This window comes from Micromonospora sp. NPDC051543, from assembly GCF_044454415.1.
Classification (GTDB): domain Bacteria; phylum Actinomycetota; class Actinomycetes; order Mycobacteriales; family Micromonosporaceae; genus Micromonospora.
The window spans coordinates 22881-44435 of record NZ_JBITDT010000023.1 but is presented as its reverse complement, the minus strand read 5'-3'; the positions used below and the strand labels follow the sequence as shown (position 1 = coordinate 44435).

At 69.7% G+C, this 21555-nt stretch carries 17 protein-coding genes; 8 read left to right on the top strand and 9 right to left on the bottom strand.

The window, feature by feature from the left end:
- Positions 1-14: 14 nt before the first annotated feature.
- Entirely contained in the window at positions 15-4229 is a 4215-nt protein-coding gene (locus tag ACIA3K_RS29380) for a HEAT repeat domain-containing protein (RefSeq protein WP_396804837.1), read from the bottom strand.
- Positions 4230-4525: 296 nt separating this feature from the next.
- Between ACIA3K_RS29380 and ACIA3K_RS29375 the strand changes: the two genes are divergently transcribed.
- Entirely contained in the window at positions 4526-5482 is a 957-nt protein-coding gene (locus tag ACIA3K_RS29375) for an SCO2521 family protein (protein ID WP_355047830.1), read from the top strand.
- A gap of 7 nt (positions 5483-5489) precedes the next feature.
- On the opposite strand, the gene ACIA3K_RS29370 is transcribed toward ACIA3K_RS29375, so the two are convergent.
- The 5 genes from ACIA3K_RS29370 to ACIA3K_RS29350 all read right to left on the bottom strand — a co-directional run bounded on the left by ACIA3K_RS29370 (position 5490) and on the right by ACIA3K_RS29350 (position 10935).
- Positions 5490-6446: an SCO2522 family protein gene (locus tag ACIA3K_RS29370; protein ID WP_396804836.1), complete on the bottom strand. Its 957-nt coding sequence runs from the start codon at positions 6444-6446 to the stop codon at positions 5490-5492.
- Positions 6447-6451: 5 nt separating this feature from the next.
- On the bottom strand, positions 6452-7381 hold the full coding sequence (locus ACIA3K_RS29365) for an SCO2523 family variant P-loop protein (RefSeq protein ID WP_355047832.1): 930 nt from the start codon (positions 7379-7381) through the stop codon (positions 6452-6454).
- Positions 7382-9217 (bottom strand): SCO2524 family protein, encoded by a 1836-nt coding sequence (locus tag ACIA3K_RS29360; RefSeq protein ID WP_396804835.1) that lies wholly within the window; start codon positions 9215-9217, stop codon positions 7382-7384.
- A 235-nt stretch (positions 9218-9452) separates the two neighbouring features.
- On the bottom strand, positions 9453-10202 hold the full coding sequence (locus tag ACIA3K_RS29355) for an SCO2525 family SAM-dependent methyltransferase (protein WP_396804834.1): 750 nt from the start codon (positions 10200-10202) through the stop codon (positions 9453-9455).
- A gap of 181 nt (positions 10203-10383) precedes the next feature.
- Positions 10384-10935, bottom strand: coding sequence for an aspartyl/asparaginyl beta-hydroxylase domain-containing protein (locus ACIA3K_RS29350; RefSeq protein ID WP_396804833.1), 552 nt, complete (start codon positions 10933-10935; stop codon positions 10384-10386).
- Positions 10936-11133: 198 nt separating this feature from the next.
- On the opposite strand from ACIA3K_RS29350, the gene ACIA3K_RS29345 reads away from it, so the two are divergent.
- Positions 11134-12153 carry a hypothetical protein gene (locus ACIA3K_RS29345; protein ID WP_396804832.1) on the top strand — a complete coding sequence of 340 codons (1020 nt, stop codon included), beginning with the start codon at positions 11134-11136 and terminating at the stop codon, positions 12151-12153.
- 32 nt (positions 12154-12185) lie between these two features.
- Here ACIA3K_RS29345 and ACIA3K_RS29340 read toward each other — a convergent pair whose 3' ends face one another.
- Positions 12186-12848 (bottom strand): response regulator, encoded by a 663-nt coding sequence (locus tag ACIA3K_RS29340; protein WP_396804831.1) that lies wholly within the window; start codon positions 12846-12848, stop codon positions 12186-12188.
- Positions 12836-13936 (bottom strand): sensor histidine kinase, encoded by a 1101-nt coding sequence (locus ACIA3K_RS29335; protein ID WP_396804830.1) that lies wholly within the window; start codon positions 13934-13936, stop codon positions 12836-12838. The genes ACIA3K_RS29340 and ACIA3K_RS29335 overlap by 13 nt, the downstream gene beginning before the upstream one ends.
- 191 nt (positions 13937-14127) lie before the next feature.
- Here ACIA3K_RS29335 and ACIA3K_RS29330 point away from each other — a divergent pair, with 191 nt between their 5' ends.
- The 4 genes from ACIA3K_RS29330 to ACIA3K_RS29315 all read left to right on the top strand — a co-directional run bounded on the left by ACIA3K_RS29330 (position 14128) and on the right by ACIA3K_RS29315 (position 17174).
- Positions 14128-14529 carry a DUF6069 family protein gene (locus ACIA3K_RS29330; protein WP_396804829.1) on the top strand — a complete coding sequence of 134 codons (402 nt, stop codon included), beginning with the start codon at positions 14128-14130 and terminating at the stop codon, positions 14527-14529.
- Complete coding sequence (locus ACIA3K_RS29325) at positions 14526-14990, top strand: hypothetical protein (protein ID WP_396804828.1); 465 nt, start codon at positions 14526-14528, stop codon at positions 14988-14990. Before ACIA3K_RS29330 ends, ACIA3K_RS29325 begins: the two co-directional genes overlap by 4 nt.
- A gap of 145 nt (positions 14991-15135) precedes the next feature.
- A complete protein-coding gene (locus ACIA3K_RS29320) occupies positions 15136-16146 on the top strand; it encodes a mechanosensitive ion channel family protein (RefSeq protein WP_396804827.1) in 1011 nt (336 codons plus the stop codon).
- Between the two features lie 185 nt (positions 16147-16331).
- Positions 16332-17174 (top strand): aldo/keto reductase, encoded by an 843-nt coding sequence (locus ACIA3K_RS29315; RefSeq protein ID WP_396804826.1) that lies wholly within the window; start codon positions 16332-16334, stop codon positions 17172-17174.
- 28 nt (positions 17175-17202) lie between these two features.
- Here the strand turns inward: ACIA3K_RS29315 and ACIA3K_RS29310 are convergent, their stop codons facing one another.
- Complete coding sequence (locus ACIA3K_RS29310) at positions 17203-18333, bottom strand: hypothetical protein (protein WP_396804825.1); 1131 nt, start codon at positions 18331-18333, stop codon at positions 17203-17205.
- A 402-nt stretch (positions 18334-18735) separates the two neighbouring features.
- On the opposite strand from ACIA3K_RS29310, the gene ACIA3K_RS29305 reads away from it, so the two are divergent.
- Both ACIA3K_RS29305 and ACIA3K_RS29300 read left to right on the top strand, forming a co-directional pair.
- Entirely contained in the window at positions 18736-20286 is a 1551-nt protein-coding gene (locus tag ACIA3K_RS29305; RefSeq protein ID WP_396804824.1) for a chitinase, read from the top strand.
- 182 nt (positions 20287-20468) lie between these two features.
- Positions 20469-21488 carry a hypothetical protein gene (locus ACIA3K_RS29300; protein WP_396804823.1) on the top strand — a complete coding sequence of 340 codons (1020 nt, stop codon included), beginning with the start codon at positions 20469-20471 and terminating at the stop codon, positions 21486-21488.
- Positions 21489-21555: the final 67 nt, after the last annotated feature.

Sequence of the window (21555 nt, the reverse complement as noted above, 5' to 3'; positions counted from 1 at the left end):
CGGCTCCGGTTCGGTTACGGAAAGTCGTCGGGTCGGGTGTCGGGCAGCGTGGCCAGCAGCTGCCCGGCCAGCCGCCGCACCGCGCCGTCATCCTCCTGATGCGCGAGCCGCACGAGCACCTCGCGGGTCCGGGTGTCCCCGTCGTAGTGACGGGTCAACGCGAGCAGCGCGGTCCGGCGGATCTCCCAGTCATCGTCGTCGGCCAGCCGCAGCAGCAGGTCCCGTACCCCCGTGCGACCGGCGAGGCTGGCACCCAACTGCTCCACGGCGCGGCGGCGAACCTCCAGGGCCGGATCGTCGCGGACCAGCCCGACCAGCAGCACCTGGACCTCCGGGTCGGTGCCGAAGTGCTCGCCGAGGGCGGCGGCGATGCGGGCGCGGATCGCGGGGTCCTGGTCCGACAGGCGGCGCATGAGCCGCAGCGTCACCGCCATGGATGCCGTGCCCTGCTGGGTCAGACAGCGTACGGCCGCGTCGAACACGGTGGGGTCGGTGTCGGACTCGACGCATTCCAGGAGCACGTCGGTCACCAGTTCCGGGCTTCCATGCGCACAGAGGGTTTGTACGGCGGCCAACCGGATGCCGACGTAGCTGTCTCGGCGGGCCCGCCGGCACAGTGTCTCGATGAGGCCCGGGGCGTCGCCGTGGCGGGCGAGCGCCTGGGCGGCGGCGCACAGCACGTTCGGGTCGGGGTCCCGACTGACCTGCTCGGCAAGGCACTCCCGCACCTCGAGGTCGGGTGGGTCGGCGAGGCGGGCCAGGCTACGGGTGACCCGTAGCCGGACGATCGGGTCCCGCTCCTGGGAGGCGCGGCTGATGAGCAGATCCCGGGTCGCGTGGCCGAACAACGGTCGCCCGGTGAGCAGTTCGACCGCGGCGAGCCGGACGCTCGCGGTCGGATCGCGTCGAGCGCTCTCCAGCAGCAGCTCCCCGGTGCGGTGGTCGGGGAAGGCCTCGGCCAGCGCGCGCACCGCGGCGAGGCGTACCGTCGCGTCCTCGTCGACGTGAGCCGAGCGGGCCACCACGGTCCACCCGGTGTCGTCGGCGCGGTCCCGGTCGATCAGAGCGGAGACCGCGGCGGCCCGTACGGAGGACTCCTCGTCCTGCTCGATCTGGTCGATCAGCCGGGCCCTGCAGCGCCCCTCCGGATCGGGTACGAGCGCCAACCGCTGTACGGCGACCGCACGGACCCGGGCGGACGTGTCCGAGCAGGCCAGCTTCAGCAACAGCTCGGTGTCCTCCGGACTGGGTCGCTCCGGCAGCAGCCCGGTCAGCAGGCAGCGTCGGACCTCGTCCGGGGAGTCGCCGGTGATCCGCCGCAACGCCGTCGTTCGCGCGGCCTCGGCGTGCTCGGGCAGAGCCAGCAGACGCCTCAGCACGCACTGCACCACACCGGGATCGGTGTCGGTGGCCAGCAGGCGCCGCATCGTCTCGGGTGCGTCCGGCAGGTCGGCGTAGCGCGTGCTGAGCACTCCGGCGGCGGCTCGCCGTACCGCGACGGCGGTGTCCCCGGTGGCCCTGGCCAACACCTGACGGACGTCGTCGGAGAGTTCGGACCGGGTGCCGAGGGACTGCACGGCCAGCGCCCGCACCGCGAGATCGGGAGAGTTGGCGAGGTCGCACAGCACGTCCACGAAATCGGGGCCGGCACCGAGGTGGGCGACCAGTGCGCGTACGGCGGCCTGCCGTACCGCGGTGGAGACCTCGGCCTGCGCCTGGGCGAGCAGGATGTCCCGGCATCGGCCACTGTTGCCGCCGTTGGCCTCGATGCGGCCAGCGGCCTCGGCCAGCCCGGCGACCAACGTGAGGCGGGCCTGCCGCTCACGGCCCTGCCCCAGCTCCCGGACGAGCAGGTCCTCCATCTGCTCCTCGGCGGTGGACAGCACCGCCGCGATCCTGGTGGCGAAGGGAGAGCCGGATCGCCAGCTGGTCCGGACCCCACGGCGGCGGTACCAGTGCAGGAAGACCTCCCGGCCGGGCCAGCCCGGGCCGAGGGTCCGGATGGAGGACAGCAGTTCCTGCTCGGTGAGATCCACCAGGTTCGGGTCGTCGGCGGAGATGCCATGCTCGATGAGGCGCACGACCTGGCGCAGCAGGGCGTCGCCCGCACCGGCCAGTTCGGCGGGCTGCGGCGCCTCGGCCACGCACTGCGCCGCCAGCACCAGGTTCCACGGCGGCCCGGTCAGGTTCAGCGGCGGCCACAGCTGGGTGGCCTCGGTGGCGAGCAGGGTGACCAGCTCGTTGGCGACCCGGGCGGGCAGGGCGCCGGCGACCAGTCGAAGCACCTCCCGCCACGACGGTTCGGCCCAGCGCCCGCGAAAAAGCGAACGCAGATGATCGAGGCCCGCGGCGGACGGATCGCGCTCGTATCTGTCCACGATCTCTTCGGCGCAGAAGAATTCCAGGAACGCGCGGTGCACGAACCCGAACAGTCGTAGGCCGTAACGCTCCAGGATGAAGCTGCGCTGCCGCAATTTGTCGATCATCGAGTAGGCCATGGCGAGCGCCCGCTCATTTTCGAAACCGTACAACTCGACGAGGTTGTCGCGGAAGATGCGCGCCAATTCGTCGGACTCAATGTAGTTGCCGGCGGGGCCGGACTCGCGGAACTGCATCCAGTACGCCAGGCGACGCAGCAGCCGGCGCTTCGCCTGCAGGTCGAGCGACGGCACGTCGCCGTGGCTCTCGCGCAGTTGCTTGGTCACATCCCACTCGGAGATCAGCACGTCGGTCACGTGCGCGTAGAGCCGGCGTCGGTTGCGCGGCAGCGGGTGACCCCGCCCGACGATCGCCATGAGCATCAGCAGCAGGGGGTTACCAGCGATCTCGCGCATCGCGCGGGAACTGCTCACCACGTCGAGGATCTGCCGCCGCTGCCGCTCCGCCTCCGCAGCCGACGTGGGCATCACGTAGCGGTACCAGTTGTCGAGAAACCTCGCGATCTGCTCGTCGTCGAGATCCTCCAGAGTGAAGTGGTCGAAGCCCGCGTTGGCGAACGTGTGCCGCTGGTAGCCGGCTGCCCGCGACGTGACCACGGTCAGCACGCCGGGGTATTCGTTGGCGAACGTGGCGATCTGCGCGGCCACCTCTTCCCGCTGCGCCGGGTCGAACACCTCGTCCAGGCCGTCGAAGAGGAACAGCGCCTGGCCGCCCTGGCGCAGGTACGCCTCCAGCACGTCCTGGTCGATACCGGCCAGCCCCTGCTGGTGGCGGTGGCCGACGTAGTCGAGCAAACCGTCGCACCGGCCGTCCCCGTGATGGGTGGCGTAGGAGCGCAGCTCGATCAGGACGGGTAGGTACCGGTCCAGCGCGCTCAGTCGAGGCTCGACGCAGATCTCGGCCAGCGTCAGCGCCAGGTACCGCGCCGCCGCCGACTTGCCGGAGCCGGGGTCGCCCAGCAGCACGATCGTGCGCCGCCCTGGATCGGACACCACGTCGAACAACGACAGCTCGTCCTTCGCCGCGTACTCCTCCCAGAGCCGCTCCACCTCCTCCGGGTTCACCACCCCGGGCAGCCCGCCGACGTCGCCGCCCGGCGTGGACCCGGCCCAACGCCACCACGCCAGCGGCATCTCGGGTCGCGCGTCCTCGTGGACGCGGGGCTCCACGAACACGTTGGGCAGCCCGACGGTGAGGTAGCCGATGGTGGGACGCGGTGAGACGGCGTCCACCGAGACGGCGTGGTATCGCAGCGACAACTGCTTGTAGTACTGGTTGCGCACCACCGTCGGCAGATGAGTGTCCGGGTCGGCCGGCTCGCGCGCCGGGGATCTGCCACTGCGTACGTCGGCCAGTGCGGCGGTCACCTTGGCGGTGAGGTCGTCCACGCCCGAGAAGAAGGCGCAGAGGTGGCGCTCCTTGAGCTCATCGCGCAACGCGACGATCTGCTGCCAGTCGGCATCCCGGTCGACCATGTCGACCGGCCAGAGTGTGTCCTCCGCGAGCAGGAAGACCAGGCAGGGCTTTCCCGCCGCGAGCGCCTCCCGGTACTCCAACTCGGTGATGGAGGACTCCTGACCGGGCGGCCGGAACCCGTAGCGCCAGGCGAACAGCCCCACATAGAGGTCGCACCGGCGCACGTCGGCGAGGCAGCGCTCCAGCGGCGGCTGGGTGTCGGCGCCGTACGCCTCCATGGCCACGTCGTCGATCTCCAGACGGCGAGCCACGGCGTGCACGGCAGCGCGGTATTCCAGCAAGTCCTTTTGGGTGGCCGAAATGTAGACCTTCATGAACGGCAAACTCCAGGGGGTGGCTGGCGACCGCATCATTGAAAATATCAGTCGTTGTCACGTCCGTCCGACCCGCGAACACTCCGAACGCCCGTCGTGCATGGGATTCCCGCCGACCCCGGGCCTATGATGGCCACCAACGGAAACGGATCCGAGCGGTCGAATCGCGTACTCGTGGAGTTGTGGTTGTCCGATGCGGATCCGTGTCAGTGCCGCTCGCGAGGGGTGTACGTCAATCAGCATGAGCCGCGTACGGGGGACGAACGCGGGTCGGTGGCAGCGTCGCGGAGGAAGCCATGCTCACGGTCGGTGAGGTGCACACCAGTCTTCTCCAGCACAGCACGGCGTTGGCCCAGGAGCAGAGCGCCGACGTGCTCAGCCTGATCGAGGGCGAGGCCGTGCTGACCTCCCGGCGTCCATCGCTGTACGCGGTGTCACCCGATGTCCGCACCGGTGTCGACTGCTGGCTCCCGAGCGCCAGAAAGCGCCAGTTACGTGGGGTGGGAGCGGTCCTCACCCGGGCCATCATCACCGGCGGCCGGATCGTGCAGGCCTCCTCGGTCATCCACGTCGTCGCCGGACAACGCCGTCGGCCGTGGTCGCACTACCTGGCCAACCCCGGCGTCCTCGAGACGGTCGGCAAGCTGGACGTCGCCGACCTGAGCGCGGGCTTCCTGCACGGCAACAACGCCGACGTGCTGAACCTGGAGGCGATCACCGGCAGGGTGCTCGACGGTGTCCAGATGTCCGACCTGCTGGACCGGCGCCCGCCCCTGCGCACCGCCCGCACCCGGCTGCGCTGGACCGCGCAGACGGACGAGCGTCCCAACCGGGACGTCTCGGCGGTGGTCACCGTCGACTCGCCCACCCTGCGTACGGTCGAACTCGTGCTCGCCCCGCAGGACGTGCCGGCGGCCGTGGCGGGGCTCTGCGAAGACCTCGCGTTGCACGACTGGCTGCTGACCATCCTGTCCTCGCTGGTGGAGTCCGCGGTCACCCGATCGGCCTCCGGGCAGGAGCACGTCGAGCGGCTGCGGCCGGTGTTGGAGCACCTGCTGCACCTGTGGCTGCCGGGCGCGCGGGTGCACCCGCGGCTGCGGCCGATCTGGGACCAGTTGGAGCAGGTACCCGGCTTCAGCCGTCAGTGGAACTCGTCGGTCAACTGGATCCGGGACCAGATCAGCGTGAGCAACATGGCGCTGCTTCGCGACCTGGCCGGTCGGATGGCCGTCGACGAGCCGTGCGGACGCTGAGCGGCACTCAGTCGCTGATGAACACGTAGCTCAGCCGGTCGACCAGCTCACTGGGTAGCTGCAGGCCCTCGCCGCCGGCCCGTTTGGCGACCTGCTGCGCGACCGCCGGCGGCACCGCCACCTGGCCGAGGATGGTCCGTACGGCCAGCTCCACCGGCAGGTACTCGGTGCCCATCAGGGTCAGCGTGCGATACGCGCAGAACGGCGCGGCCGCCGGGTTGAGCTGGACGATCGCCGGCAGTTGGTCCCAGTCCGTCGGCAGCTCGCCGACGAGCTGGCGCGGTTGGGTCATCGTCTCGCCCCGATGCCGTAGCACGCCGAGCCGGGTCATCTGCCAGACCGAGGCGAGCAGGGCGCAGGCCCACACCCGGGCGTCCGGCTCGTCGGACCAGAGTTCGATGTCGACGAAGATGGAGTGCCGGGGATCGCCGGACTGCAACGGCGGAGACCACGGACGCGGCAGGGTCATCGCCGGCGCGTCGACGTGACCGGGGGACCGCTTCCCGTTCGACAGCCAGCCCGACTCGCTCAACGGGGGACGACTCCCGGTGGTGCCCCGAGGTGGTTCCACCACCAGTGTGTCGACCACCAACCGGGCCAGCTCGGCGCCGTCGTGCCGGGCAAAACTGGACTCCCGGGCCACGTAGTCCAAGGTCAGGCCGTGCTCCGCCGCAGCGCTCTGCACCTGCGGGATCACCTCGCGGGGGGTGCCGAAGCGGTGGAAGTAGTCGTCCAACATGAAGCAGGTGCTGATTCGCGGCTCCCGGGATGCCGGCAGCCCGCGTCGGGCCAACGCGGGGATCGCGGCCGACCAGTCCGCGATCCGCTCGAACTTGCGCCTCAGCTCCTCACACCCGTCGCCGAAGTCCTCCGCGTAGAAGTGCCCCAGTTCCACCGACAGATGCGAGTACGCCACGCTCTCTGTACGACGCACCGCAGCTGCCTCCTGGAACCTGACATCCATACCGATCACGCGGTGTCCCATGCCGTCTCGTCGAAAAGCTTCTCAGTCAGGTCAACGAAGGCGTCCACCGTCTTGACGTTGGCAATCTTGGATTGCACGTCGTGGTCGGAGATCAGCTGCTCCCGCCACTGCAGCAGAGGATCCAGCGGCACCACGCCGAGCAGTGTCGTACGTCCGACACCCCGTCGTCGGGCCAGCTCCGACAGCTCCGCGTCGCACTTGCGCAGGAAGGCCTGCTGGGCGAGGCCGAGATGGCCGACCTCGGGGCCACGTGAGTCGATCACCGCCGTACGGATGAAGCGCAGCGACTCCCGTAGCCGCTCCGGCTCGTGGCCGTACTCCTTGCCCATGGCCACGATCCCACCCGCCTCGAAGGCCAGGTCCGCCGCCGCGGTGACGTGCTGGGGAGTCCACCGGTGGAAGACCAGCCAGCGTACGGCGACCTTGCGCAGGGTCGAGGTCGCGGTGGCGGCCAGCGCGATCTGACTGGCGTACGACCGGCCGGCGCTGAGGTCCACCAGGGTCAGGTCGAACTCCTCCTCCAGTCGGAGGAAGAGTTCGGCGCAGCGCTTGGCGATGTCGTTGGTGAAACCGAACTCGCTACCGTTGCGTTGCCCCGGCAGGAGCACCAGCGGACCGGACCCGATGGGCCGCTGCCGCAGGCTGGCACGTTCGGAAGTGCCCCACACGTCCAACTGCTCCGGAGACGGGATCTCCCCGCGCAGATATCGGTGCAGGCCGCCGCCGTTGGGCCCGGCGCCCTCCACACCGTTGACGGCCTGCGGGATCTGGAACGTGATGCCGGCGGTCGGCGAGCCGAAGTCGTAATCCAGGTAGCAGGTGGGGTGACCGGACAACGCGCTGCGATAGGCGATGTTCGCCGCGGTCACCGACCGGCCGGTGCCGCCCTTGTGCGACGTGACGAAGACCAGCATTCAGATCCCCTCGCTGGCCTTCTGCTGCCCGGTGGCGACGTCGTTGAGGAGCAACAGAAGCGTGTTCACCAGCGCGGCTGCCGTGCCGGGACGCTCGTCGACCAGCAACTGCGCCTGGCCGAGGCTGGCTCGGATGCTGCGCATGCTGCGCTGCATCGCCTCACCGTCGAAGGTGCCGCGCATCAACTCCCGGTCGAACAGGTACTCGGCCTCGTCGATGAGATCCTGTGCGTAGTCGGCCAGCCGGCCGGCTCGTGGGAACGGTCGCTCCCACAGCAGCTGACCGGAGGTGACCAGCGCCTGCGCCACCCGCACGGTCAGATACCAGGAGGGCGCGTCCGGCTTCGGCGCCAGGCCGGGGAAGGCGCCACTGGCGTGGTCCCACAGCCCCTGGTGCCGGCCGTCCGGGATGCGCCGCAGCAGCAGGTGATCCCACACCTCGTCGGCCAGCTCGAGCAGTTCACTGCGCCGACGGGCGTTGCTCAGCAGACCGGCGACGGCGGCCGCCCGCTGTAGCAGCACCACGGAGAACTCGTTGACGTTCCACGTCATGATCGGCTTCGACGTGTCGTCGTTCAGGGTCACCTGCTTGCCCGGCGCGTGCACGAACAGGGCCGACTCGCCGGGTGACGCCCGCCGGGTGATCCGCGCGCGCTGCGCCAGCTCCACCAGTACCGAGGCGATCCGCCCGAGCTCCTCGTCACCGCCGCGCCCGACGGCGAGCAGACCCTTCACGGCGAGCGACGTCGTCTGGAGCGTGTAGTAGTCGGTCCGGTCACCATCGGTCGTCCGCCACGGAATGTCCTCGATGGGCCACCGTCGTCGGTTGCCGAAGGTCGCCACCGTCGCCCAGTACGTCCGGGTGAGCTCCCACCGAAGTTGCAGCGCCCGGGACAGCCGCTGCTGCTCCTCGTTGAGCAATCCGAGCAGCCGGGTGCGTTCGGAGTTCAAGTCCTCGATGGCGTCCATCGCGATCACGGTGAAGTAGAGGTAGGGGGCGTTCTCCGCGAAGCCCGCACGCTGTCGGCCGATCGGCTCGGTGGTCGGGACCTCGTCGGTCCCGGAGATGAGCCCCCAGGACCAGCCGCACTCGAACAGCATCTCGCTGTTGTCCAGGTCCTCGGTCACCCGACCCGAACCGATGACCACGCTACGCAGGCTCGCCATGGTGTCCCGCAACTGCTCGCGTAGCGCCGCCACCAGCTCGCGGCGAGGTAGCTCGTCCTGATTGACCATGTCGCACAGGCGAATGCCGTACTCGTCGGTGGAGGTGAAGACGAAGGTGCTGAAGCTGCGGAGCAGGCCGACCATCGCCGCCGTGAGGCGCGCGCTCGCCATGGCCTCCAGTTCGTCCAGTTGCGCCAACAGGTCACGCCGCTGGGTGGACCCCCGGTAGACCTTGACGAAACCGATCGTCGCCAACGTGAGGGTGACCGACACCGCGAACGAGTCGACGATGTCCTGGGAACGCTGCTCCTCGGTGAGCTCGGGACCACCCTCCAGTGGGGTGAGGTAACTGCCGCCGCCGAAGATCGGCGTGCCGGCGTCGTCGGTGTACCGCCGGAAATAGTCGATCATCACGCTGACCAGCCGGCGGGGAATCTCGATCGCGCCGCCGAGCGGGCTGAGCGCCTCGATCACCTCTTCGTCGGCGCGGTCCGGGTCGTCAAGTGACAGCACGGGGACCTTGGCCGCGGGGAGCAACAGGGTCAGCAGTTGCTCCGCGTCGCTGATCGAGTTGGTACCACTTCGGCCACCCCAGTGCCATTCACCGTTCGTCCAGCAACTGCGAACCGTAGCCCGCCAGATGTCGAGGATCTCCTGGCGAGGCTGCATCCGCATGATCCACCGCCGTCTGTTGTAGTCGTCGACTTGAAACCGCTGATATGGCCGTGCCCACGATGATCCACGGTGCCGTACAACGTCATGGTAGCGGGCCAGTCGAGTGGCACTTGAATGGCTTCGATGGCCGCGTGTCGGCAATCCGGCCAATCGGACGCGGGGGGAATGCCCCGCCGCCACGCTGCGCCGACAGCACGAGGTCGGCGCATTCCGCCGGCACGCATGGGCGCTATCCGCGGGTACGGCCGGTGGCCAGCAGCATGCCCACATATCCGTCCCGCAGCGGCGGCTTGGGCCGTACCTCGTGGACGTCCAGGTCGTACGCGCCCGCCGCGATGGTGGCCACCACGTCGGCGCGTTGCAGGGCCACGGCCGGGAACCTCCGCCGACCGACGTCGTAGCCGACGGATCCGAGCATGACCGTCACGGCGAAGGGCGACCTGGGCCGCAGCGCGTCCAGAAACCGACCGATCGCGTGCTCGGCCTCGGCCTGGTCCGCCGAGATGGAGCAGGCCACGAAGAACATCGTCCCGGCGCTCCAGGCGTGCCTCGGCAGGGTGAAGACGCTGGCCCGCACCACCCGGCCCACCTGTGCCAGTCGTCGACGCGGATCCGCCAGTGCCGCGTACGCCGGGTGCTCCGTGCACACCTGCCAGTACGGGTCCCAGAGCTCGTCGTAGCTGTCGACCTGCGTGCGCAGCCAGTTCACGTTCGACGTCGACCATTCACACAGGTCCACGGCCTTCGCGAACGGGAGGAGCGACAGCGCCGGATACAGATTCGCCCCGGACCCCACGTCGACGCACCGCGCGTCGGAGAGCTTCGCCTCGCCGAAGAAGTCTCGGATGTGGCAGAGGATCTCCCGATCGTCAGGCCGCAGATCCGCGTAGTTGTGTCGGACATACGCCTGCGGGTCGAAGCTGTCCCACTCGACGTCGGAATTGACCGGCCTCGGCGACTGAATCGGCGAGCGTGGCATCGACTCGCCGCTACCGCCCCCAGTCGCCGGGGTCAACGCCATGGACGGGCCTCCATCGGGTCGGCGGATCACATTGGTCGCTGAAACGGCGCTCAGTACACAGCCCATTATGTATCGACGATGGTGTGTGCTCACAAGTGTCGGCTCGCGGACCTGCGTCTGCCCACGTGGGTACGGAAAGTCAGCTCCGGCCTTGTAGGTGCGCCGCGACCTCGGGCGGGAGTTCGTCGAGCTGGTCCATGGACTGGCCCGGACGCAGAAAATCGAACAGCAGCACGGTGCGGGAATCGCCGGTGCGGTTCCATGCTTCGTGCTCGACCGTGTCGTCGAACACGAAGATGCTGCCCTCGCGCCAGTGCCGGGTCTGGTTGCCCACCCGCAGTGCGCAGTCACCGTCGGGTACGACCAGGCCGAGGTGAGCACGGTAGACGGTGGTCACCCAGCCTTCGTGGGGCTTGATCCTGGTGCCCGGGGTCATGCGGGAGAACCCGGCGGTGGTCAGGCCGGGTATCTGTCGCAGCGCGTCGGCGGTGCGTGGGCAGGCGGACAGGGCGGCTTCGATGCGAGTGCCGAACGCGACCAGCCCATACACGCTCCAGCCTGCGCCGTACATGTGCCGCTGCACCCACGGCTCGAAGGAGTCCTCGGCCAGGGCGAGGCACTCGTCGCGGATGTCGCGCCAGTTGCGGCGTAGATCCTCCAAGAAGGAGAACCGTTCCTGGTCGATGAACACGTCGCCTCCGTGGCGTGGCCTGACGAAGAGGTGATCCCATCGGCGAGGGCCCCTGTGCCTGCCCAGGCATGCTACTTTCACCTTCCCGCGAAGCGGAGTCTACGGAAGCACCGAGACAACCAGCGCGGCCCCGAATTCTTCTTCATCGACCCAGCGCGCCCTCATGCGCACTCGGGAGGAGTCGTCATGCCCAGAAGAGTGATCGCCTTCGTGCCCCAACACACCACCACCAAGTCGCGCGTCATGGCGATTGTGGACAAAGGCAACGGCAACGAACTGGACGCCATCGCGACCGTCGACTGGCCGCACCACGCCGTCGCCATCTGCAACCTGTTGAATTCCCCGCAGCGGGGACAGGAAGCTCTTTCCGGCCTCTGGCTCAGCTTGCCCGCAAGCGTTCGGGCCGGGCTCGAGCAGGCGGCCCGGCAGCGTGTCGACGACACCGACGAACGGAATTTCCTCGCCACCTGGTTCGTCGCCGAACTCGACGTCCCCGACCTGCCGGCGGACGGTGGCCGGATCGACTGGGCGCGACTGTTTCCCGTCGCGCCGTGCCCCACCGATGGGTGCGACTACTGCGACGGCTGTCCGGCGCACGCCGAACGCCGAAACGATGACGCCGGCAGCAACCAGTGCGGTCCCGGCGGATCGTGTCGATGTGTGACGGAGAGCCTGGACGAGGAGGACGACCCTTGCCCCTGTGGGGTCTGGGACGTGGGCCCCCGCTGGGCCGCCGCGCTCTACCAGTCGCTGAGCGGAACGGCGGAGGTGCTCATCGATCAGGCGGAGGGCCTCATGTGGGGCTACGAAGGCCCGGCGGTCGGCTTTCCGCCCTCGCTGATCGCGCAGTCGCCGGAATTCTTCGTTCGGCTCGCGCAGACCTGCATCGACCTGTGCGCTCTGCTGGCCCGGGGAGTGACACCGGTGCCGCACACCATAGCTGAGCTGCTCATGCTCGACGAGGCCGCGCGCTCTCACCTCGCTGGCAACATGACGGGCTCCGGCCTCGACGTCGAGGGCATGAGGCAGGAGTTCGCGCACCTTCCCGAGGGGCATGGTGACTTCGAGTTGGACGCCCTGTGGATGTTCCAGTTCACCGACTCCGACTGGGACAAGATCGCCGAGTCCGAGTCGAGGTACGAGCCGTACACCATGGACCGCATCTTCGACACGCTTCCGGAGGCCACCGAGTGGCCCCGGAAAGCGGACGGCAGGTGAGGCAAGCCTGGACCCGGAATCGTCCAGCCGCGTCAGAGGAGCCGGCCGTCGTGGGCGAGCAGGGCTATCTGGGTACGGTTGTCAAGATCCAGCTTGGTCAGGATGTGCGAGACGTGGGCCTTCACCGTCGTCACGCTCATCAGCAGCTCGGTGGCGATCTCGGCGTTGGAACGGCCTCGCGCGATGGCCAGCACGACGTCCCGCTCCCTCGGTGTGAGCAGGGCCAGTTGGTCGTTCGCCCGCTCGTAGGACTCGGCGCCGGAGGCGACCCGCTGCATGAGGCGGCGCGTCACGCGCGGAGACAGCATCGGGTTGCCGGCGGCCACCGCGCGCACCGCCTGGCTGATCTGCTCGGGCGGGGTGTCCTTGAGGAGGAAGCCGCTCGCGCCGGCACGCAGGGCTCGTAGCACGTGCTCGTCGGTGTCGAACGTGGTGAGCACGATGATCTCGGGTGGTCGGTGGCGGCGGCGCAGCCGCTCGGTGGCGGTGATGCCGTTGACGCCGGGCATCCTGATGTCCATCAGCACCACGTCGGGCAGGTGCCGGTCCACCGCCGTGATCGCCGTGGCGCCGTCCGAGGCCTCGCCCACGACGGCGATCCCGTCGGCGCCGTCGAGCATCAGCGTGAGCATTCCCCGTACGAGAGGATCGTCGTCGACGATGATGACCCGGATCGGCGTGGTCACGTCGGCCATGGCAGCCACGCGGTGAGGTGGAACCGGCCTGCGGCGTCAACGTGGTGGGCGACGCGACCGCCGGTGAGCGCGGCCCGTTCGGCGAGACCGATCAGGCCGGTGCCGGCGCTGTCGGTGGCACCGCTGTCCGGTGTGGTCGGGTTGCTCACGGCGATGCTCAGTCCGGAGCCGGGTGCCCCACCGAGCACCAGCCGGACCGGCTGACCGGCGGCGTGCTTGCGGGCGTTCGTCAGTGCCTCCTGCGCGATGCGGTAGGCGGTGCGGCCCACCGGCGGCGGAATCTCGTCCGGTGGGCCGAGCGGGTCGTGGACCTCGATCTGTTGCCCGGCGGCCCGCGCCTCGTCGACCAGGCGGGGCAGGTCGGCGAGGGTCTGTCCAGGTGGCGCGTCGGTCGGTGCCTCGGCGTCGTCGCTGCGCAGCAGGGTGATGACCTCGCGTAGCTCGTCCAGGGCGTGGTGCGCGCTCGCTCGGATCACCCCCGCGGCGGCGCTGAGCCGCTCGGGCGGCGCGTCCGGCCGGTACTCCATCGCACCGGCGGCCGCCGCCAGCAGGGACAACCGGTGGGCCAGCACATCGTGCATCTCCCGCGCGATCCGGCTGCGCTCCGCCGCGCGTGCCTCGCCAACCCGCCGATCCTGCTCCTGCTCGGCCCGCCGGGCCCGCTCCCGTAGCGCCGCCAGCAACGCGTGCCGGGCCTGCGCCCAGGTGCCCCAGCCGAGCAGGGCCGCGTACGCGACCGACATCAGCACCAGCCGCCAGCCGTACGGCAGGCTGGGCACCGGCCGCCAGGACGCCTGCACCGCCTCGCCCGCCACGCCGACCGCCGCGACCACCGCCGCCTGCCGAAACGGCCGGTTGCGGGCGGTGAAGAGCACCGCGAAGCTGGCCACCGGCGTGGCTACCGCGGACAGCGCGACGAGCAGACCGGCCAGCACCCCACCGACCCGCGGGTGGCGCAGGACCACCGGAACGAGCACCAGAGCGGTCACCGCCAGCGCGACATCGAGGACGGCCAGACCGTCCGAGCCGGATCGGGTGGCGGACCAGAGCATGGTCGCGACGAGGACGCCGACCGCCAGGGTCGTCACGCCGGCCGGGACGCAACGCCACGTCCTCGGCCGCCTGACCTCGTACGCCGCGGCATCCACATCGCGCAGGCTACTGGGCCCGCCGCGCGCCGGACCACCTCCTTTGGTAGTACGCGGGGTCGCCGGAGGACGTACGCGTCGTGGCGTCTGGACCGACGTGTCCGACCCGGCCCGGTCCGCAGACTCAGGCCATGACGAACAACCCTCTCCTTCGACGAGCCGCGGTGGCGGCCGGTGCGGTCGTGGTGGCCGTGGCCGAGTTCGCGCTCCTGCGCTCGGTGGCCGGCGTCGACCTGGCGGTCCGCTCCGGAGGCTCGACCCGGCCGGTCACGATGGGCGCGGTCATCGCGGCGACCACGGTCGCGGCACTGGCCGGGTGGGCGCTGCTCGCGGCGCTGCACCGCTTCACCAACCGCGCCCACGTCTGGTGGACCTCGGTCGCGGTCGTGGTCCTGCTGCTCTCGCTCGTGGTCGGCCCACCCAGTGGTGTCGGCGGGGGAGCGAAGGCGACCCTCGCGCTGCTGCACCTGAGCGTCGGCCTCATCCTCATCCTCGGCCTGGCCCGGCCGCGCCCGGAAGGGGCGACGCGATGACCGAGTTGACCGTACGCAAACAGGACGGGGCCTTCGTCCTCGACTCCGGCGCGACCGGGCCGCGCGCGTCGCTGCGTACCGGCTGGACCTGGCGGTGCGGCGAGATCCGCACCGGCGCCGGCCGCTGGACGGTCGAGCCGACCGGCCGCCGACGCATCGGTTTCACGGCCCAGGGTCAGTACGGCGTGGCGGTGCGGCTCGACCCGGGCCGGTCGCACGTGCCGGGGCCCGGCGGGGTGACCCGCTGGAAGGCCGGTCATGGCGGAGGTGAGCTGGTCGGCGACGGCAACCGCCTCGCCGTACGCCTCCCCGGCCCACTGGGCGGGCCGATCCGCGTCGACGTCACGGGTGAGTGGGCCGAGGTGGAGCTGGTGGTGCTCACCGCGTGTTTCGCACTGATGAGTCGACGGCGGCGGCGCACCCTGATCATGATGGCCGCCGTCAGCGGGGGGAGCGGGTGACGGGGAAGCGCCGTCGGACGGCTGCCACAGGCGTGGTTGTTCGCCGATGTTGGCTGCCTGCCACTGCCCGGAATGCGACGCTGGCACGTGGACCGGGCAGCGAGTCGGGGGAGGGTGGCATCGGGATCACGGTGAACGGCCTCTGATGCGTACCGCGTTGATCGTAGTAGCCGCGCTGGCGGCGGCGGTGGTCGTGGACCTGATCTCCGGCGTGCTGATTCGCCAGGTGGCCCGCGGCCGTTACCGGTGGTTGCTGGAGCCCTTGCGGCGATCCTGCCGGCGGCCGGCGGCAGCGGTGCTGCTGGTGGCGGCGCTGTACTACACGCTGCCGTTGGATGCGGTCGGGTGGCAGCGTCACCTGCGGCACGCCGTGCTGGTGACCCTGGTTCTGTCCGGGGCCTGGTTGGTGATCAGGGCGTTGCACGTCGCCGAGGCGGTCGCGTTCAGTCGGCTGCCGGGTGACCCGGTCGCCAGCCGGCGGGTCCGGCGGGCTCGGACGCAGATTCGCCCCGTACGGCGGCTCACCGTCGCCGTGGTCACGATCGTCGCGATCGGCCTGATCCTGATCACCTTCCGGCCGGTACGCCTCTTCGGTGTCTCGGTGTTGACGTCGGCGGGGGTGGTCGGGGCGTTGATCGGTCTGTCCGCCCGTACCGCCCTGGGCAACGCGTTCGCCGGTGTCCAGGTCGCTTTCGCCGACGGGCTGCACGTCGGCGACGTGCTGGTCGTGGACGGTGAGTGGGGCCGGGTCGAGGAGGTGAAGCTGACCAATGTGGTGATCCGGCTCTGGGACGAGCGAATGCTCATCCTGCCGACGACGTACTTCACCGAGCGGCCGTTCCAGAACTGGACGCGCAACGAGTCCCGGGTGATCGGCAAGATCCAGATTCACGTCGACTACACCACCGACCTGGACGACCTGCGACGGGAGACGCGCCGGCTGGTCGAGTCCTCCCCGCTGTGGGATCGCGACCAGTGGGTGCTCCAGATGGTCGACTCCACGCCGCAGACGGTGGTCGTTCAGGTGCAGGCCTCGGCCGCCGACGGCGCCAGCGCCTGGGACCTGCGGTGCGACCTGCGCGAGGGACTGCTCTGCTACCTGCGCGACCAGCACCCGCAGTGGCTTCCCCGCACCCGTGGTCAGTACCAGCCCTGACCGGCAGGTCCGATGGGCGGCGCCCGGCGTTGAAACCGGGAAACAGCGCCGAACGCCGATCGAGGTCGGACGGGCCGACCCGCTCGCGATCAGGCAGAGTGCGGAGAAAGGTCGCCTACGGGACTGCTTCCTTCCGAAGCGGGTAACGCACACAACCACTGGCGCCGAGGCCCGGAAAGGCCGAGATGACCCTCCCTACCGCATCCATCGAACTGCCCTCCGGTCGGACCATGCCCGTGCTCGGCCAGGGCACGTGGTACCTGGGTGAGCGCCCGGCGCGGCGACGGGATGAGATATCCGCCCTGCACACTGGCCTGGACCTGGGCATGACCTTGATCGACACTGCGGAGATGTACGGCGACGGCGCTTCCGAGGAGCTTGTCGGCGAGGCCATTGCCGGACGACGCGATGACGTGTTCCTCGTCGACAAGGTGCTGCCGTCAAACGCCAGCCGCAAGGGAACCGTGCAGGCCTGCCGTCGCAGCCTGCAACGACTCGGCGTCGACCACATCGACCTCTATCTGCTGCACTGGCGCGGCACACATCCACTCACGGAGACGATCGAGGCGTTCGCCGAACTCGTCGACGCCGGCGACATCGGGCAGTGGGGCGTGAGCAACTTCGACCTCTCCGACATGACCGAGCTACTCGACGCGGGCGGGAACGACTGCGCGACCAACCAGATCCTCTACAACCTGACCCGGCGAGGTCCTGAGTACGACCTGCTTCCGTGGCTACGTGAACACCGGATCCCGGTGATGGCGTACTCCCCGATCGAGCAGGGACGGGTACTCGGCCACGACCAGGTCGCGGAGGTCGCCGCCCGGCACGGGGCGACGCCCGCTCAGGTCGCGCTGGCCTGGGTGCTGAGGCAGGAGATGGTCGCGGCCATTCCCCGATCGTCCAACTCGGAACACACCCGGGAGAACGCGGAAGCGCGCGACCTGCACCTGACCGAGGACGACATCAGGGCACTCGACGTGGCGTTCCCGCCACCTACCGGCCCGCAGCCGCTGGAGATGTTGTAGGGCCTATCGGCTGATACTGCCGTCGCGACTATCTTCCGGTGTGGGACTGCCCCCCGCCTTTCTCGTCCCGCCAGCCGCTTGGTTGGGGGTGGTAGCCGTAAGCGGCGGCTCGGACTGTTTCCTCGTTCTCCAGCCCTGAACCGATCGCGCCGCCGACGGTGGCCAGTGAGCTGGTGATCCAGGCCAGCGCCAGATAGTCGCCGGCATTCACCGGCCTCTGCAGAACCTGTTCGAGCACGGCGGTGTCGATCAGCAGCGCCGCGACGAGCACCGTTCCCACGAACAGCACCACGTAGGACACCGCCGTGGCCAGAGTGAGAGTAAGGATCGTACCCAGGTTGAACAGCCGTGCCAGCTCACCCGGCGTCTCGCGGCTGGGCTTCTCCCACAGGTCGTGCGCAATGATCAACCAGGCCACCAACGCGGTCAACCCGAGCACCATGATCACCGTGAGCCGGAGTCCGCCGAGGGCATCGCCCATCTGCCAGATGGTGTCCGTGGTAAGCGCGAACGCAGCCGTGCCGAAGGCGCCGACCAGCAGCTTGGAGAGGCCCAGCAGCGCGCGGCCAGGGCGGTTGGCTCGGACCATTCCGGTCAACAGACGTGCCCGGCCGATCAGCCCCGACGCAAGATAACGCCGCTCACCGGTCTCCGCCCCGCCGATCACTCGACGGACGGCGGGAACGTGCCGTGTCGCCTCGTCTGGTGCCCCGTCGGCCGGTCGCACCCGGTGGTCGGAGGCGTCGGCCAGTAGTCGACCCACCAGATCCGGAACGGCTGCGCGGACCGAGCGCATCTGACGCAGTCCGAGCGCGGGCAGGGAAATCATGCCGACCTGCCGTCGAGCTGAGGTCTGCGCGACCAGGGGTGCCCGCTCGGCATGCAGTGGCAGGTCGGTCAGGCAGATGGCGACGTCCCACTGGTCGTCCGTGCGCCGCCTAGCAAGATCATCGAGCAGCGCCTCCGCGCCGCCGTCGCGGCGCGGCACCACCTTCCCCCAGCCCTCCCGGACGGTCCACCGCACGTCCGCGCTCACCCGCTTGCTGAGCCCGCTCGCCAGCTCCGCAGCGAGCCTCGCAGCCACTCGGGCCGGCTGGTCCGGTGGGGTTGCCACCAGTCCCACGACAATCTCCGGGCGTTGCCGTTCGCTCTGGGTCACCGCTGCTCCTCACCGGTAGCCGGGCTCAGAAGCCGAGGGCGGAACTGGGGGTGTCACGGGCCGACGCGGCAGCTCTCCTGCCGATTGGCGGGATGGTGGAGGCAGGTCGCCGAGGGGAGCGGCCCAACCGATCCGTAGAGCGCCAACGCGACGCCTGCGTCGAACGGCGCGGCCCGTCCACGCAGCCTAGAAGACCGTTTCCAAGGGTGCGGCGGATTCGGTGGAAGGCGTCCACTCTGCCGCGCGTCGGCTTCGGGCGCTGAGCGCCACACCAGGCCTCGGCCGATGAGCCGGTCCACCCGCTCGGTGTAGGTCGGCCACCCCTGGACATCTTCAGTTAACAAACCTAATAATTAGTCTCCCGTCGATATCCCTCGGTCGGGCACCCCTCGGGAGGACCGGATGGCGCGCAGACTACGAACACCGTTGCTGGCTGCCCTGGCGGCCCTGGTCTCCGCCGCCGCGGCGACCCTGACCTTCGCCTATCCGGCCCTGGCCGCCGGCCCGACGGCCGTCTTCACCAAGACGTCCGACTGGGGTACCGGCTGGGAGGGTCGCTACACCATCACCAACGGCGGGTCGAGCACGATGACCGGCTGGCAGGTGGCCTTCACCCTGCCGAGCGGCACCACCCTCGGCTCGTACTGGGACGCCACCGTCAGCAGCGTCGGGCAGCGGCACACCTTCACCAACCGCTCGTGGAACGGCACCCTGGCCCCCGGCGCGTCGGCGTCGTTCGGCTTCCTGGCCACCGGCTCCGGCTCGCCCGTCGACTGCACACTCAACGGCGCGGCGTGCGTTGGTGGCGCACCCCCCACGACGGCGCCGCCGACCACCGCGCCACCCACGACAGCGCCGACCACCGCGCCACCCACGACAGCGCCGCCGACCACCGCACCGCCCACGAGCCCGCCGCCGAACACGGGATTGCCGAAGCACGCGTTGATCGGCTACCTGCACGCCAGCTTCGCCAACGGCGCCGGATACCTGCGGATGGCCGACGTGCCCGACGACTGGGACATCGTCAACCTCGCCTTTGGCGAACCCACCTCCGTCACCTCCGGCGACATCCGCTTCCAGCTCTGCCCGGTCGCCGAGTGCCCCAATGTGGAGACCGAGGCCCAGTTCACGGCGGCGATCCGCGCCAAGCAGCAGCAGGGCAAGAAGGTGCTGCTGTCCATCGGTGGTCAGAACGGGCAGGTGCAACTCACCACGACCGCCGCCCGTGACACGTTCGTCCGCTCGGTGTCGGCGATCATCGACCGGTACGGCCTCAACGGCCTGGACATCGACTTCGAGGGCCACTCCCTCTACCTCAACACCGGCGACACCGACTTCCGCAACCCGACCACCCCGGTCGTGGTGAACCTGATCTCGGCGATCCGCGAGCTCAGACAGCGCTACGGAAGCGGCTTCGTGCTCACGATGGCCCCGGAGACGTTCTTCGTGCAGCTCGGCTACCAGTTCTACGGCTCAGGCCCCTGGGGCGGCCAGGATCCCAGGGCCGGGTCGTACCTGCCGGTGATCTACGCGCTGCGTGACATCCTCACCGTCCTGCACGTCCAGGACTACAACTCCGGCCCCATCGTCGGGCTCGATGGTCAGTACCACACCACGGGCAGCGCCGACTTCCACATCGCGATGACCGACATGCTGCTGGCCGGCTTCCCCGTGGCCGGGAACGCCAACGCGGTCTTCCCCGCACTGCGCGAGGACCAGGTCGCGTTCGGCACGCCCTCCTCCACCAGCGCCGGCAACGGCTACCTCGCCCCGGCCGGCGTGCAGCAGGCGGTCAACTGCCTGGTCCGAGGCCAGAACTGCGGCGCGTACAACCCGCGCAGCGGAACCAATCCCAACTTCCGGGGCCTCATGACCTGGTCGATCAACTGGGACCGCTACTACTCCTGGGAATTCCGGCTGAACCACGGTCCGTACCTCAAGGCGCTGCCCTGACCGCGAGACTGGCGCAACCAGCCGGGATCACCATCGCGGCCCGGTCGATCCGGACCGGGCCGCGACCTGGCACAGCAACCCCGACCCGGCGGCCTGCACAGCTACCGGCGGAGGACTTCCGGTGGCGACGTCGGCGTGCTTTGGTGTGAGCACATCACCACCGCGCGTCACTGGAGGCAGAGATGACCCGGTTTGTTGGTAAAGGTTTCCTGGCCGGTCTGACCGCTGGCGTCCTCATCGCAACGCTGGGCCTGCCCGGCGTCGCGACGGCCGGGCCGCAGGCGCGAACCGTGTCGGCCTGCACGCTACGGCCACTGCCCCTGCCCGGGGACCTGAATGGCGACGCTCGGGCGGTCGACCCGACGGGTCGGTTCATCGTCGGTACCGGCTACCGAGTCGATGGCGAGGATCGACAGCCGCTGCTGCTGCTCTGGGCCACGCGGCCCGGGGTGTGGAACCAACCCCGCCTCACCGTCGTGGAATTCCAGACGGAGCCGCAGGTCTACAGCATCAACAGGTATGGCGTTGCCATCGGCACTGCCTATGTCGGCGACGTCTACCGCCCCTGGCGCTATGTGCAGGGGCGGCTGGAGTGGCTATCCGTCCCGCCAGTGGTCGCCAACGTCTCGGTGCACAGCATCAACTCGCGCGGTGACATCGTCGGCACCGGCGCCGTCGAGGAGACCGAGACGGCTCTGCCGCTGCTCTGGCCCGCCGACCGACCGGGCACCGTCGAGGTGATCGACGCCCCGTCCAACTCTGGCGCGGCGGAGATCTTCGACGACGGCACCATCGTCGGCGGCACCCCCGTATTCGCTTGGGTACGCCATCTCGACGGGACGACCGATCGACTCACCGTGCCCGGTGCCCGGTGGGCGCGGGTCCAAGCGGCCCGAGGCAACTGGGCGGTTGGCGGCTTCGGCACCGGCAGCGAGGACGAGGAGAGCACCCTGGTGCGCTGGGATCTGCGCACTGGCGTGGCCACCGCCGTGCACCCAGCGCTGGGCTCGCCGAACGACGTCAACAGTCAGGGCGCGGTGCTCGGCACCCGAGCCGTCGATCACGGCGACCGGCTCGTCACCCTGCCCGGCGCCATCCCGGACGTACAGATCACCAGTGCCTGGCAAATCGCCGACGACGGCCTCGTCGTCGGCTCCGTCAACGGCTCCCGACTGCTCCCGGTGCGCTGGACCGACTGTTGACGTGGTCGCCGCCACGACCTGTGTGTCGACCGGAGGCCGGCCCTCCCGAGAGGGCCGGCCTCCGAAA

Excerpts from the sequence above, each read along its gene's own strand:
- ACIA3K_RS29380 (WP_396804837.1), bottom strand. The coding sequence starts at position 4,229 with ATGAAGGTCTACATTTCGGCCACCCAAAAGGACTTGCTGGAATACCGC.
- ACIA3K_RS29375 (WP_355047830.1), top strand. The coding sequence starts at position 4,526 with ATGCTCACGGTCGGTGAGGTGCACACCAGTCTTCTCCAGCACAGCACG.
- ACIA3K_RS29370 (WP_396804836.1), bottom strand. The coding sequence starts at position 6,446 with ATGGATGTCAGGTTCCAGGAGGCAGCTGCGGTGCGTCGTACAGAGAGC.
- ACIA3K_RS29365 (WP_355047832.1), bottom strand. The coding sequence starts at position 7,381 with ATGCTGGTCTTCGTCACGTCGCACAAGGGCGGCACCGGCCGGTCGGTG.
- ACIA3K_RS29360 (WP_396804835.1), bottom strand. The coding sequence starts at position 9,217 with ATGCAGCCTCGCCAGGAGATCCTCGACATCTGGCGGGCTACGGTTCGC.
- ACIA3K_RS29355 (WP_396804834.1), bottom strand. The coding sequence starts at position 10,202 with ATGCCACGCTCGCCGATTCAGTCGCCGAGGCCGGTCAATTCCGACGTC.
- ACIA3K_RS29340 (WP_396804831.1), bottom strand. The coding sequence starts at position 12,848 with ATGGCCGACGTGACCACGCCGATCCGGGTCATCATCGTCGACGACGAT.
- ACIA3K_RS29330 (WP_396804829.1), top strand. The coding sequence starts at position 14,128 with ATGACGAACAACCCTCTCCTTCGACGAGCCGCGGTGGCGGCCGGTGCG.
- ACIA3K_RS29325 (WP_396804828.1), top strand. The coding sequence starts at position 14,526 with ATGACCGAGTTGACCGTACGCAAACAGGACGGGGCCTTCGTCCTCGAC.
- ACIA3K_RS29320 (WP_396804827.1), top strand. The coding sequence starts at position 15,136 with ATGCGTACCGCGTTGATCGTAGTAGCCGCGCTGGCGGCGGCGGTGGTC.
- ACIA3K_RS29315 (WP_396804826.1), top strand. The coding sequence starts at position 16,332 with ATGACCCTCCCTACCGCATCCATCGAACTGCCCTCCGGTCGGACCATG.
- ACIA3K_RS29305 (WP_396804824.1), top strand. The coding sequence starts at position 18,736 with ATGGCGCGCAGACTACGAACACCGTTGCTGGCTGCCCTGGCGGCCCTG.
- ACIA3K_RS29300 (WP_396804823.1), top strand. The coding sequence starts at position 20,469 with ATGACCCGGTTTGTTGGTAAAGGTTTCCTGGCCGGTCTGACCGCTGGC.